General features: G+C 69.6%; 7 protein-coding genes. 3 read left to right on the forward strand and 4 right to left on the reverse strand.

What is annotated here, in order from left to right; all coding sequences use genetic code 11:
• Window positions 1–10: 10 nt before the first annotated feature.
• The 4 genes from ACIOD2_RS44165 to ACIOD2_RS44180 are packed head-to-tail and all read right to left on the reverse strand — an operon-like array spanning window position 11 to window position 11,115.
• Window positions 11–841 (reverse strand): SDR family oxidoreductase, encoded by an 831-nt coding sequence (locus ACIOD2_RS44165; protein WP_400551553.1) that lies wholly within the window; start codon window positions 839–841, stop codon window positions 11–13.
• Window positions 838–1,545, reverse strand: coding sequence for a thioesterase II family protein (locus tag ACIOD2_RS44170; RefSeq protein ID WP_400551555.1), 708 nt, complete (start codon window positions 1,543–1,545; stop codon window positions 838–840). Before ACIOD2_RS44170 ends, ACIOD2_RS44165 begins: the two co-directional genes overlap by 4 nt.
• Window positions 1,538–5,098, reverse strand: coding sequence for a type I polyketide synthase (locus ACIOD2_RS44175; protein WP_400551557.1), 3,561 nt, complete (start codon window positions 5,096–5,098; stop codon window positions 1,538–1,540). Before ACIOD2_RS44175 ends, ACIOD2_RS44170 begins: the two co-directional genes overlap by 8 nt.
• A complete protein-coding gene (locus ACIOD2_RS44180; RefSeq protein WP_400551558.1) occupies window positions 5,095–11,115 on the reverse strand; it encodes an amino acid adenylation domain-containing protein in 6,021 nt (2,006 codons plus the stop codon). Before ACIOD2_RS44180 ends, ACIOD2_RS44175 begins: the two co-directional genes overlap by 4 nt.
• 935 nt (window positions 11,116–12,050) lie before the next feature.
• On the opposite strand from ACIOD2_RS44180, the gene ACIOD2_RS44185 reads away from it, so the two are divergent.
• The 3 genes from ACIOD2_RS44185 to ACIOD2_RS44195 all read left to right on the forward strand — a co-directional run bounded on the left by ACIOD2_RS44185 (window position 12,051) and on the right by ACIOD2_RS44195 (window position 13,424).
• Window positions 12,051–12,248, forward strand: a complete 198-nt coding sequence (locus ACIOD2_RS44185) for a hypothetical protein (protein ID WP_400551560.1) — start codon at window positions 12,051–12,053, stop codon at window positions 12,246–12,248.
• 154 nt (window positions 12,249–12,402) lie between these two features.
• Entirely contained in the window at window positions 12,403–13,209 is an 807-nt protein-coding gene (locus ACIOD2_RS44190) for a S1 family peptidase (RefSeq protein ID WP_400551562.1), read from the forward strand.
• Window positions 13,210–13,217: 8 nt separating this feature from the next.
• Window positions 13,218–13,424: a trypsin-like serine protease gene (locus tag ACIOD2_RS44195; protein WP_400551563.1), complete on the forward strand. Its 207-nt coding sequence runs from the start codon at window positions 13,218–13,220 to the stop codon at window positions 13,422–13,424.
• The last annotated feature ends 21 nt before the right edge of the window (window positions 13,425–13,445 follow it).

Below are 13,445 nucleotides of genomic sequence, written 5' to 3' on the forward strand. Positions count from 1 at the left end.
GCTCTCCAGATCAGCGGGCGGTGAAGCCGCCGTCGATGGTCAGGACGCCGCCGGTCATCTGGCGCGAATCCGCGCCGGCGAGCCACACGGCGGCTCGGGCCACCTCCGCCGGCTCGATCAGGGAGTTCATGGGCTGTGCCTGAACGAACGTCGCTTCGTGCTCGGCGACCACGACGTCCAGGGCCCGGGCGATCTCGGCCAGCATCCGGCTTTCGTGTTCGGGGTCGTCGCGGACCGAGCCGGGGCACAGGGCGTTGACCCGGACCTGGTGCGGCGCGTAGTCCAGCGCGGCGGCCTTGGTGAGGCCGATCAGGCCGTGTTTTGCCGCCACGTACCCCGCGAAATGCCGGTAGCCCACCTGGCCCGCGGTGGAAGCGATGTTGATGATGCTCCCGGATCGCCGTCGGATCATGTGTTCGCCGACGGCGCGGATCGCCCGCCAAGCGCCCGACAGGTCCACGTCGATCATCACCCGCCACTCGTCCTCGTCGATTTCGTGGACCGCCTTTCCCGACGGAGCCGCGATACCAGCGTTGTTGACCAGGACGTCGAGCGCGCCGAACCGGGCCCAGGTATCGGTCACCACGGATGCGAGCGCGGCCGAGTCCCGGACGTCGGCGTGCCCGACGAGCACACAGGCCCCCGCGTCCCGGCAGAGCTCAGCGGTGAACTCCAGCTGGCTCTCCGACCCGAGCGGGTACGGCACCTCGGGCAGGTCCCTCGCCACGTCGACCAGCGCCAGATCCGCGCCCTCGCGTGCGAACGCGACGGCGCAGGCACGGCCCAGACCGCGAGCAGCGCCGGTGATCAACGCGGTCCTCCCCGCCAGCTGCCCGGTCATCGCGTCCGCGCCGGCTCGAGGCGGGCGCCGATCAGCGCCAGCAGTGCGCCCGGGTGCTCCGTCAGGTACATGTGACCGCCGTCGAGCTCGGCCGTCTCGAACCGCGCGGTGGTGGCCCGGCGCCACCCGGCGCTGTCCTCCGGCGTGACGAGTTCGTCGTCCCGGCCGCGGAAGACGGTGACGGGAACGCCGAGCGGCTCGGCGCGAGAGGGCCGGTAGTTCTCGTGCATTTCGACGTCGGCCCGGAGCAGCGGCAGGACCAGCTCGCGGACCTCGGCGTCGGCGAGCGCGGGGTGGGTGTAACCGGCGAACGACTCGACCCGCGCCACGAACTCGTCGTCGGCCAGTCCGGTGGCGCATTCGGTCCGTCCGTTCCACGGATCGGGGGATCCGCTGACGAACAAGCCTGCGACCTCCCGTTCCCCGGTGAGCCGGTGGGCCAGTTCGTAGGCAAGCACCGCGCCCAGGCTGTGGCCGAACAGGGCGACACGTGTCCCGCCCGGGAGGTCGGTGTGCAGCCGGCGCCATACGTCGTCGACAGCAAGACCGACGTCGGCGAGGAGCGGTTCGACGAACCGCTCTTCGCGACCCGGCAGTTGCACCGGCAGGATCGTGCATCCCGCCGGCGCGCCGGCTTGCCAGCCGCGGAAGAACGAGGCTCCCGCTCCGCTGAACGGCAGGCAGATCAGCGTGGTCTCAGCCACCGGTCGGCACTCCTTCTCGTACGGGCAACGCTTCCCGAAGGCGCGCTGCGAGGTCTTGGACGTGCGGCTCCTGCAACATCGACCAGTGCCCGCCGCCCACGATGCCGAGCTGTACCCCACCACCGTACAAAGTGGACAGTCGCGTCAGCCGTCGCGCCGTTCTCCGTCGCGCTCCCGCCTCGAACAGGACCGCTGGGCAAGGAACCGGCCGGGGCCGGTACCGCAGCGCGGCCCGGATGTTGGCCGTGAACACCCAGCGGAGCCCGGGCGCCCGGGCCAGGAGTTCGCCGACGGCTCCGGTGCCCCGCGCCGCGTGGAGCTGCAGGCGGATTCCCTCGACGAGCAGCGGGAAATCCGGGAGCAGCCCTCTCGGCGAGACGAAGCCGTCGAGGCAGATGAGCGCGTCGACGCGGTCGCCGCGCCGGGTGAGCTGGTAGGCGACTTCGTGCGCCACAACGGCACCGAACGACCAGCCGCAGAGCGTGTACGGCCCCGATGGCTGAGCTCGGACGACGGTTTCGACATGCTGGCGGGCGATGTCCTCGATCCGGTGTGCCCGGGCCACCGGCTCCAGCCCGTAGCCGGGCCGGTCGCCCAGCAGGGACGCGAGTTCCCGGTAACTCGTGGCGGTATCCATCGCGTCCGCGACGAAGAACAATGGCCTGCCATGGCCACCGGCCTGGAGTTCGACCAGCCCGGGAGGGTCCGGGGCGTCTCGCGACGCCAGCTCGACCAGCCGGCCGAACGTGGGCGTCGCGGTGAAGACGGTGACCGGCACGGTGACACCGGTGCGCTCGCGGACCTGGTGGATGAGGCTCACCACCATGAGCGATTCACCGCCGAGGGCGAAGAAGTCGTCTTGAGCCGCCACCGACGGCACGCCGAGCGCCGCGCACCACAGCTGTTCGAGCACCGGATCCTGGGTTGCCGCGGAAGGCCGGGGCTCTGTCGTGGTGCGCGCCGGCTGCGAGGCGGGATCCGGATCGCGGCCGGCGAAGGGATGCGGCGGCAGGGCGCACCGGATCGGCCGCGATGCCTCGAGCAGATGCTCCAGCGGCGCCTCGATGCCGCGTTCCCACAGGAAACCCAGGACCCGCAGGAGCGTCCTCTCGGCGTCGTCCGCGGACCTGCCGAGCATCGGCAAGGCGGCCCGGCCGACGGTCCAGCCACGGTGCCTGCGAAAACCGCCCAGCATCGAACTGCCCGGGCCCAGCTCGACGTAGGTATCGCACTCCGCGGTCAGCAGGGCGCTCATCGCTTCGTCCAGCAAGACGGGGCGTCGCACCTGGTCGGCCCAGTAGTCCGCCTCGCCCAGGTGATCAGGATCGACCCAGGTACCGGACACCCCGGACACCATGCGGGATGCCGGTCGCTCGTGGGGGACGGACCGGGCCGCGTTCCGCACAATGGCCGCCGCGGAGTCCATCGAGGGGGAGTGGAACGCCCGCCGGGTTTCCAGCAACCGGACCTCCAGCCCGGTCAAGGCACGACCGGCGAGGAGGCCGGTCATGGCCGGTTCACCGCCGGAGAGCACGACCCTGCCGGGACCGGCGACCGCGATCGTGACCGCGCTCTCGGGACCCAGCCGGCGACGGACCTCGCCGGCTCCGGCATCGACCGCTGCCATCAGCCCGGGTTCGGTGTCCCGCATCGCGCGTGCTCGCTCGTAGACGAGCGCTACGGCGTCCGCCGGGCTCCATAACCCGGCCAGCGCGGCCGCGGCGTATTCGCCGATGCTGTTGCCCAGCATGGCTGCCGGTTCGATGCCCCAGGCACCGAGCTGACGGCCGAGTGCGTAGCCGAGGGCGAACAGGCCCAGCTGTTGGTGCACGGTGTCGGCGAACCACTCCGGGGATTCGCCGGTCTCCGACACCACCGGCGCCAGGTCGGGACCGCCCAGCTCCCGGACCGCGTCGGCAACCTCGTCGAAGGGTTCCGCGAAGCCGGTGAACAGCCGGTGGACGGCGGCGCCCGCTGGGCCGCGCAACGTCCCCTGGCCCGGGAAGAGGAACGCGACCCGGCCGACCGGCTCCGGCGAAGCGGCCGCCGTTGCGCTTCGCAGGGCTGTCGCGGCCTCGTCCACGTTCGCCGCGACGATCGCTTGCCGATGATTGAACCGCCGGCGGCCGGCCAGCGTCCGGGAAGCTTCGGGCAGCACGACCCCGGCTCGCGACCGCAGGTGGTCCGCGAGGTTCCGGCGCATCTGGACGAGACCCTCCGCCGACGCGGACGACACGGCGAGCACGGTCGCCGTGGTCGCCGAGGCCGGCCGGGTACGACGGGGCGGTCCTTGAACGATGACGTGGGCGTTGGTGCCTCCCACCCCGAAGGCGCTGACGGCGGCGAGCGGCGTGCCTCGATCCGGCCACGGCTGCCGTTCCGTGCAGACCCGGAACGGCGTCGACTCCAGCTGCAGCATGGGGTTCGGGCGGCTGTAGTGAAGCGTCGGCACGAGCTCGCCGTGCTGCAGCATCAGTACCGTCTTGATCAGGCCGGCGACGCCGGAGGCGGCTCCGGTGTGGCCGATGTTGCTCTTGACCGCGCCGAGCCGGCACCAGCCCGTCGAGTCCGAGGCCGGCCCGAACACGTCGGTCAGCGCCTGCACCTCGACGGGGTCACCCATCCGGGTGGCCGTGCCGTGCGTTTCGACGTGATCGACGTCCGCGGGGTCGACCCCCGCGACCTTCTGCGCCAGGCGGATCACGTCGCGCTGCCCCGGAATCGCCGGAGCGGTGTAGCCGATCTTGTCTCCGCCATCGTTGTTCACGGCCGAGCCGAGGATGATCGCCGCGATCCGGTCGCCGTCACGAAGCGCGTCTTCAGCCCGCTTCAAGACGACGATGCCGACACCTTCGCTGGGTACGGTCCCGGCCGCGTGTTCGTCGAAGGGGCGGCAATGCCCGTCGGGGGAAAGGATTCCGCCTTCGCGGTAGAGGTAGCCCCGTTCGGTCCGCGGGCCCACGGCGACCCCGCCGGCCAAAGCCGCGTCGCACTCGTACCCGAGCAGGCTCTGCGTCGCCATGTGGACCGCGGTCAGGCCGGTCGAACACGCGGTCTGCACGGTGATCGCGGGTCCGCGGAAGCCGAGCTTGTAGGCGACCCTGGTGGTCAGGAAGTCTTTGTCCTGCCCGATCACCTGGCTGAGCGACTCGGCTTCGCCGGCCCGGCCGCTGACCCAGTCCGCCCCGGCGTAGACGCCGATCCAGCCCGGGAAGCGCGCGGGGTCGATTCCCGCGTCGTCGATGGCCGCCGACGCGCATTCGAGGAAGACCCGCTGCTGCGGATCGATGCCGGCCGCTTCGGCACGGCTGTACCCGAAGAACGTCCAGTCGAAGTCGTACGCCCCGGCGAGCACCCCTCTGGCCGGGACGAAGTGCGGATCCCGGACCAGGTCCGGATCCACGCCGTGGGCCAGCAGGTCATCGAGCCGGTGGTGGGTGATGCCTTCGGCGCCCGACCGCAGTGCGGTCCAGAAACCGGGGACATCGGGCGCGCCGGGGAGCCGGCAGGCCATGCCGATGATCGCGACCGCGTCTTCCATCGGCACCGTCACCGCCCTCCGGCTCGGCGTTGCCGTCGATCGCGCCGCGCTGTCCCGCGCTGGCCTGCATCGAGGGAGTCCGGGCGCGTCGTGTCACCGGAGGATCCTTCGAGCACCAGCGCGATGGTGTGGACCGTGGAGCTCTCGAACAGCCGCTGGATCGGCAGGTCGGCCGAGAACTCCCGGCACAGTTCGGCGTGCAGGGCGACCAGCTTGAGCGAGTTGCCTCCCACGTCGAAGAAGTTGTCGTGCGGATCGCACCGGTCGAGTTCCAGCAGCGACGACCAGATCGCCGCGACCCGCTGCTCCACGGTGCTCCCAGGTACGCGGGCTGGCTCTTCGGCCTCCAGTGCGGGGACTCGGTCGCCCTCGTCCGGGTGGTGGTGACCGGCTTCGACCACCACGGCATTTCGGTCATCGAGCACGACGTCGAACATCGAGGCGAACAGCTGCGCCAGCTCCGAGGCCGTCTCGGCGGAAAGCCGGTCGCCCCGGTACAGCAGCGCACCGGACATCCGGTCCCCGGCGACGACGAGGGACAGGGAGACGGTGAACTTCCCGACCGAGCCCGTGGTGCCGCGAACGAGGTCCAGCGGGATCAGGCTGGAGCCGCCGACGACCGGTGGCTCCGCCGGCTCCGTCCGCGGCGCGAGTACCACGTCCAGGTAGGGCGTAGATCCGTTTCTGCGCAGCGGGTTCAACGCGTCGACGATCGCGTCGAAGGGAACGTCCCGATCGTCGATGGCCGCGAGTACCTCGTCACGGACCGCGGCCAGCAGCTCGGCGACGGTGGTCGTGGCGTCACAGGTGGACCGCACCACGACGGTGTTGAGGCACGGGCCGATCACTTCGGCGAACTCATCACCGGACCGCGTGTCGGCGGGGAACCCGAAGGTCACGTCGCAGGTCCCGGTCCATCGGTGCATGGTGGCCGCCAGTGCCGCGGCGGCCACCATGAACCACGACATCCCCATGGCGGACTGCACCGGCAGCATCCGTCGCAGAAGGTCGCCTGGCAGGTCTAGGGGGATGACCCCGTGGGACTCCGGCCGGGCCGGGACCGCCATCCGCAGCTGGCCGGGGGCGCCACGCAACTGGTCGACCCGGCGCCGGAGGCCTGCGGGGTCGACCGCCGGGTGGGCCGCGAGAAGGTCGCGGTACTGCCGGGGGAGCGGATCCTCACCGCGCTCGTCGCGGTAATGCCGATCCAGCTCGTCGAGCAGCACCTGGACGGAGGTGACGTCGAAAACGATGTGGTGCACGGTGATCGCCAGTACCTGCCCGTCCGGGGTCTCGACGAGCGAGACCCTCATCAGAGGGCCGGCGGCGAGGTCGAAGGGCTGGTCGGCTTCGGCGCGGAGCCGGTCGGCGAGGCCGTCTTCGGAATCGCAGAAGTGCGAACCGATCTCCGGTTTCCACGGCCGGCCGACGACCTGCCGGAGCGCACCGCCGCGTTCGGCGAAGGTCGTCCGCAGGGCCTCGTGGCGTTCGACGACCTTGGCCAGCGCCGACGCCAGGCGTTCGGGCGCGAGTCGGCCGGACACCCGCCAGGCCATAGGCACGTTGTAGAGACCGTCTTCCGGCAGGAGCTTCTCGGCGAGCCAGATGCGTTGCTGGAAACTGGAGACCGCAGGCTCCGGCCGCTTGTCACCGCGCACCGCGATGGCGGCGTCCTCGGTCTTGGCCGCGCCGATGAATTCGGCCAGGCGGCCGAGGTGTGGCTGGCGGAACAGGTCGCGCAGCGGCAGGCGCACTCCGAACCGTTCGCGGATCCGGGCGATCAGTGTGACGCCGAGCAGGGAATGCCCGCCCAGTTCCCAGAACGACGCGTCGGCGGAATCCACCGGGACGTCGAGCAGATCGGTCCAGAGGTCGGCCAGACCTTGCTCGATCTCGGCCCGCGAAGCGTACGGCTGCTCGGTGTGGCTGTCCGGCTCGAGGACGATCTCGCTGAGGTGGCAGCCCGGCTGTGCGGTCACCGCTCGGAGAAGCCGAACCGATCCCTGTGCGAGGGCTCGCGCTGTGTCGTAGGTGAACAGGTCCCGGCTGAACTCCACCACACCGCTGATCCCGCCGGGTGCTTCGCCGTCGCATTGCTTGCCGCGGAAGGCGAAGGTGAGATCGAAGGGCGTGTGGCCCGCGGTGACGCTCAGCGCCTCGGCCCGCGCACCGTCCAGATCAGTCACTGGGTCGGTGGTCTCCGCGACGTCGAGCAGTACCTGGAACAGGGGGTCGCGCCTGCCGAGCCGCTCGGCCAGGAACCGTAACGGAACGTCGGCGTTTTCCGCCGCGGCGATCCGCGTGGTTCGCACCCGCTCGAGGAGTTCGGTGAAGAGCGGATCCCCGGACGTGTCGATGCGCAGGACGACGTGGTTCGTGAACCACCCCACGACCTCGTCGAACGCGCTGTCCGGCCGGCTGGGGACCGCGGTCCCGAGGGGTATGTCGGCGCCCGCGCCGACCCGCGTCAGCAGGGTGGCGACCGCGGCCTGCAGAACCACGGGGAGCGTCGAGGCTGTCCTGTCCGCCAACGTCAGCAGGGCCCGGTGCAGGCCGGGGCCGATCTCGAAACGAGCCTCTCCGGCCCGGTGGGTCGGCGTGGCCGGCCGTGGATGATCGGCCGGCAGCGGAAGTTCCGCCGGCAGGCCGTCGAGGGCCGAGAGCCAATGGGCGACCTGCCTGCTGAACGCACTTCCCGGGTCGTCGCCGGAGCCCAGATTCCGGGTGCGCCACCGGGGGAAGTCCGAGTACCGGACGAGTGGCCGATCCCAGTCAGGGCTGCGGCCGGTCAGCCTCGCCGAGTAGGCGGTCCGCAGGTCGGCGCCGACGATCTTCAGTGACGTCCGGTCGCCGGCGCCTGGGCGGAGCACCAGCACGAGAACGTGTTCGGTTTCCGACAGCTCGAGCAGGTGGGCGCGCAGCGGCAGCTCGGACTCCGGCTCGAAGTTCCGGCGGGACACGTCCGCCAGCGCCTTGGGCAGGTGAGCCTCGGTCGTGTGCACGACGTCGAGCCGGGTGCCGTTGTGGCCAGGCGGGATGCGCAGGCTCTGGTGCCGTGCGACCACGTCGCCCAATGCGGTTCGGAGCGAGCTGATGTCCACCGGCCCGGTGACCCTGACGGCCGCCGAGAGGGCGTGGTACTGCGGCGTTCCCGGCTGTGGCGGTAGCTGTCGGACCGTGCGCCGCGCGGCCTCGAGGTCCAGGACGATGTCCGCCAGGAGCGGACGGTCCACTTTCCCGTGGGCGGTCAGCGGGACGGTGTCCAAGATCGCGATCTCGGCCGGGAGCATGTACTTCGGCAGCTGCCCGGCAAGGTGTTCGTGGAGCGGCGCTTCGTCGAGCACTGCGGTGGGTTCCGCCACGACGCAGGCCACGATGTGTCCGCCGCCGTCGTCGGACTTCCGCACGATCACCGCGGACCGGGCGACGCCGGCGTGCGCCTCCAGTGCCGCTTCGATCTCGGCCGGCTCGATCCGGAAACCGTTGATCTTCACCTGGCCGTCGGCTCGGCCGAGGAAAGAGAGATTGCCGTCCTCGTCCCACTTCGCCAGATCGCCGGTGGCGTACATCCGGTCGCCCGTGGCGCCGAACGGATCGGGGAGAAAGCGTTCTTCGGTCAGGCCGGGCTGCCCGGCGTAGCCGTCGGCAACGCCGAGACCAGCCACGTACAGCTGCCCGCTCGCGCCCGGCGGGACCAAGCGGAGCCGCTCGTCGAGGACGTAGACCCGCGTGTTGTCCATCGGCGTGCCGATCGGCACGGAACCCGCGGCCGGTTTCGGCCCGATGGCGTGGCGTGTGGCGAAAACCGTGGTCTCGACCGGGCCGTAGCCGTTGAACACCTCGAGATCGGGACACGCGGCCATGACGCGCGCGACCGCACGCGGCGATACCGTGTCGCCACCGGTCCAAACCTCACGTGCACCGGCCAGGCACGACGGATCGCCCTCAGCCAGCGCGCCGAAGAGCCCGGCGGTAAGCCAGAGAACCGTGACGCGTCCCGCGCCGATGAGCCTCCTCAGCGCCACCGCGTTGACGTCTTCCGAAAGCACCACCACTCGTCCGCCGACGAGCAAGGGGACCAGCACCTCCAAGGTGCACGCGTCCCACGCGTGCGGCGAATGGAACAGCATGCGGTGGCCGGTACCGCCCCGCCAGACTCGATCGAGGGCGAGCTTGACGACGTTCCGGTGCGTGATCCGGACCCCCTTCGGCACCCCCGTCGAGCCGGAGGTGTGGATGATGTGCAGTGGTGCGCCGGGGTCAGAGGTTCCGTCCGGAAGGGATCCGGAGCCGGTGTGCCCGGAGGCGCCGGCGCGGAGCACCTGCCGTCCGGAGGTCACCTCGTGGGCCACGGTCGTCTCGTCGACGACCACCAGCGCGGCGCCGACGTGGTCGAGGATCGCGCGCATCCGTTCCACCGGGTAACGAAGATCCAGGGGCACGCAGGCGGCGCCGGACCTGGCGACGGCGAGCAGCGTCACCACCAGCTCGGCGGAACGCTTCATCAGCACACCGACCGCGTCTCCGGGCTGCACCCCGGCGCCGGAAAGGCTTCGGGCGAGCTGAGCGCTGCGGAGGCTCAACTGTGCGTACGACATCGTATCGGTGTCTGCGTCGACGGCCACGGCGTCCGGTGCTTCGGCGACTCGCTTTTCGAACAGCTCCGGAACGGTCAGGTCCGGGAACGGCATCGCCGTGTCGTTCCAGGTTCGGATGATGCGCTCTTCGTCCCGCTCGGTGGTCAGGGCGGCATCGCCGACCAGGTCGCCGGGGTGTGCGACCGCCTCGGTGAGCAGGCGGCCGAGCCTGCTCTGGTGGTCCGCCACGATCGCCGCGTCGTGCTCGAAGCCTGCCTCGACCGCGAACGATAGCCCGCCGTCATCAGCGGGCCGGCATCGCAGCGAGAGGTCGGTGGTCAGCTCGGTTCCGATGTGACGCAGCGAGGTGCGCGTGCCGGTAAAGCCGCGAGACAGCCGAGGAAGAACCGCGACGACCGGTCCGGGGAACAGCCCGGTACCCGGGTCACGCGGAATGTGTTCTCCTCGATAACTCCGATGTGTCTGGAGTTCGTCGAGGTCGTCGACGGCAACGGTGCGAAGGTCGGTCCAGGTGGCGTCGGGCGAAATGGACAGCCGGACTGGAAGGATGTTTGCCGCCCGCATCGGCACAGTTCGTGACAACGGCGTGCTTCGGCCGTCCACCGCCAGGCCGACCACCACTTCGTCGAGGTTTTGCATTCGGGCTGCGTAGACCGCGAGAGCCGAAACCGGAATTTCTGCTCCGGTCGAAGAGAGCGAGTCCGCCGATGGCGGGATGTGGTGCCAGTCGTCGCCGGACGTGCGCGATGGGGTGCGGGGCGCGGTGGAATGGTCGAGGTTGTCGGGTGGCAACAGGCGAGCTGGAACCGGCTGGTCGGTTCTGCGCCGGGAAAAATAGTTCTGTGCTTGGGTGAATTCCGTCGATCTGGCCTGATTCGCGTCGTCGGCCAGGAAGTCCGGAAAGGAACCGAACGGGGTCGGTCCCGCCTCGGAGCCGCTGGTCAGTGCGGCGTAGATGTCGGCACAGCGGTCGGCGAACAGCGTGACCCCCTCGGGGTCGAGCGCCAGCTGGTGATAGCCGAGGTAGAGGGTCCACCGCTCGGTCGCCAGGCGGAGGAGGGCGAAGTCGAAGAGGGGGCCTTGGGCTAGGTCGTAGGAGCGTCCGAGCCGCCCCCGGATCCACGCTTCTACGTGTTCGTCCGGCGCGTTCTCGCTGCTGAAATCGATTTCCGGCAGGTCCCAAAGGTTGAGGGGGTCGATCTGCTGCGCCGGCCCGGTGCCGGTGGCGACCAGGCGTACCCGTAGGGCGGATGTCTCTTCGAGAGTGCGTCGCAGTGCGAGCACGAGCGACGTCCGGTTCAGGTGGCCGTGAATGTCCAGCCGGCAGGCCTCTCCGAGCCTGCTGCGCACGGACTCCGAAGATGTGGAATGCCAGACTGCCCGCTGCGCGAACGACAACGGAAGATCGACTTGTGCATGTGAAGAATTCATTCAAGGCCCTCGCGGTGACGTATTTCGCGTGATGTCGCGAATAGTTGGCGGCCGTGCTGAATGTGAGACGGTTGGCCATCGTCGAACGATTAGCTACTTTGAAATCGCTGCCTGGCGCGATTATTCGATCGCATCAAATGGCAAGCGCGTGGTCCCATGTTCTCCTCCCCCGAGGTCGATATGGATTAGAACGGACTTTCCGTTGGAAGGTCAAGCCGTGTCACCCGGTCGGCGGACCGCGTCATCGGTGGATTAGTCCAGATCCGTGGTGTTCTGAGGATAAAACTGTCAAGCGACAGGGCCGTCGTTTCGATGAATCCAGGGGTGAGCCTGGCGGCTGTGGGGTGAATCGGAAGTTTGATCATCGGTTCCTTTCGAAACCTGCGGCCGGTCCGCTCTTTGGCACGGATCTCACGCTTTTGTCGTTGACTTGGCGGATACGGTAAGTGTGAGCTTCGCGTGAAGAAGACAATCCTCGCGCCTGATGCGGGCGGTGCCGGACGAACGTCGAGCCACGCTCGGTACGACCAGGACGCAGATCGGGGAAGCGGTACCTGGCACTTGTGGTCACAGGGGCTGAGCCGCGCGTCGAGTCGGTGTCATCGATGTGGGTCCTCTCGTCGGATGGTCGTCTCGGGGCGGTCGAGGCACTCACGGCCTGCTGGGGCAGGCGGTTGGGCCCACGGTGCGGTATTCACTCGAATGGCTGCATCCAAGACAATTTTTCCCAAGCAGGCGATAACGGCTGGGGCGCTCTTCGCTTCGGGTGGCTGCGACAGCAGTTTGCTGTGGCTTTGGAGAGACTGTGCACGAGCTTTGCAGTGGGAACGGCTGAGGCGGCTGCTGACCGGGAAGCGTGACGTCGACCCTGGCCGAAGCTGACGTCGTTCCGCTCGGTTCGGGGTTGTCCCTTACCTAAGGGCCTGTTCGGGCTGATGTACAACAGCAGCGGCGTTACTCACGGCAGCGCCGGCGTGCTGCCCGGGGCAGTCACGGGTGCCGCCAGCGCGGCGCACACGCCGATTGCGACCGCCGGCGCCGAGATGACCACGGTTGCCGAGGCGACGAAGGACGGGCGTCGGCTCGGAACCGCGGTCGAATTCATGTCGAGGGTTTCCTGGCGTCGGTGGTGATCGGGACCAGGACGGCCAAGATCGTGTTCGGGCCGGTGACCCGTGTCCGCTGGACTAATATCATTAGTGGTCTGGACCTTTTATGGTGAACGGGTGACCCTGGCCCGGGTTCCGGCGGAGTGCCGGCACCTGTTGTGGCCGGTGAGGAGACCCGATGAGAAGATCCGCCACCGCTGTCAAGCTCACGTCGATCATCGCCTTGGCGGTGGGCGTCGTCGTCTGCGGGCCCACCGCGCAAGCCGCCCCTGATGCCTTCCGGATGGGCGCCTTCGCCGGTGACGCGACCGCGGGCTCCTACGTGGACGAATCCGGGCAGCTCGTCGTCACGGTGACCGACGCGGCGGCGGCTGAGAAGGCGAAGGCGGCCGGCGTGCGAGTTCGCGTCGTCAAGCACAGTGCCGCGACGCTCGAGGCCGGCACGGCGACGCTGAGCCGCGAGGCGACGATCCCCGGCACCTCCTGGGGCATCGACCCGGTCGGCAACCAGGTGGTCGTGTCGGCCGACGCAACCGTGACCGGGACGACGCTCGCCCGGCTGAAGACCGTGGTCGCGGGCCTCGGCGACGCGGCGCGGCTGGAGCAGGTCGCCGGCTCGTTCCGGACCACCATCGCCGGTGGCGACGCCATCCTCGGTGGCGGCGTCCGCTGCTCGCTCGGCTTCAACGTCAAGAAGCCCGGCTCCAGCGCCGGCTACCTGCTGACCGCCGGTCACTGCGGCAACGTCGCGAGTACCTGGGCCACCTCGAGCGGCCAGGTAATAGCGTCCCGGGTGGGAACCAGTTTCCCGGGCAACGACTACTCGCTGTTCCAGTACACGAGCAGCATCAGCCGGCCCGGCGAGGTGAACCTGTACGACGGGACGCAGCGCGACATCGCCACCGCGGGCAATGCGGTCGTCGGTCAGACGGTCGGCCGCAGCGGCAGCACCACCGGGCTGCACCGGGCACGGTCAAAGCCCTGAACGTCACGGTGAACTACGTCGACGGCACCACCGTCACCGGCATGATTTCGACGACGGTCTGCGTCCAGGGCGGTGACAGCGGCGGACCGCTGTTCGCGGGGAACACCGCGCTGGGCCTGACTTCGGGCGGCAGCGGCGACTGCGCCAGTGGCGGGCAGTCGTTCTACCAGCCGGTCACCGAAGCGCTCAACGCGTACGGCGTGACCGTCTACTGAGGACAATATCCCGAAAGGAAT

This window comes from Amycolatopsis sp. NPDC088138, from assembly GCF_044741685.1.
In the GTDB taxonomy this organism is placed as follows: domain Bacteria; phylum Actinomycetota; class Actinomycetes; order Mycobacteriales; family Pseudonocardiaceae; genus Amycolatopsis.

Excerpts from the sequence above, each read along its gene's own strand:
- ACIOD2_RS44190 (WP_400551562.1), top strand. The coding sequence starts at position 12,403 with ATGAGAAGATCCGCCACCGCTGTCAAGCTCACGTCGATCATCGCCTTG.
- ACIOD2_RS44165 (WP_400551553.1), bottom strand. The coding sequence starts at position 841 with ATGACCGGGCAGCTGGCGGGGAGGACCGCGTTGATCACCGGCGCTGCT.
- ACIOD2_RS44180 (WP_400551558.1), bottom strand. The coding sequence starts at position 11,115 with ATGAATTCTTCACATGCACAAGTCGATCTTCCGTTGTCGTTCGCGCAG.
- ACIOD2_RS44185 (WP_400551560.1), top strand. The coding sequence starts at position 12,051 with ATGTACAACAGCAGCGGCGTTACTCACGGCAGCGCCGGCGTGCTGCCC.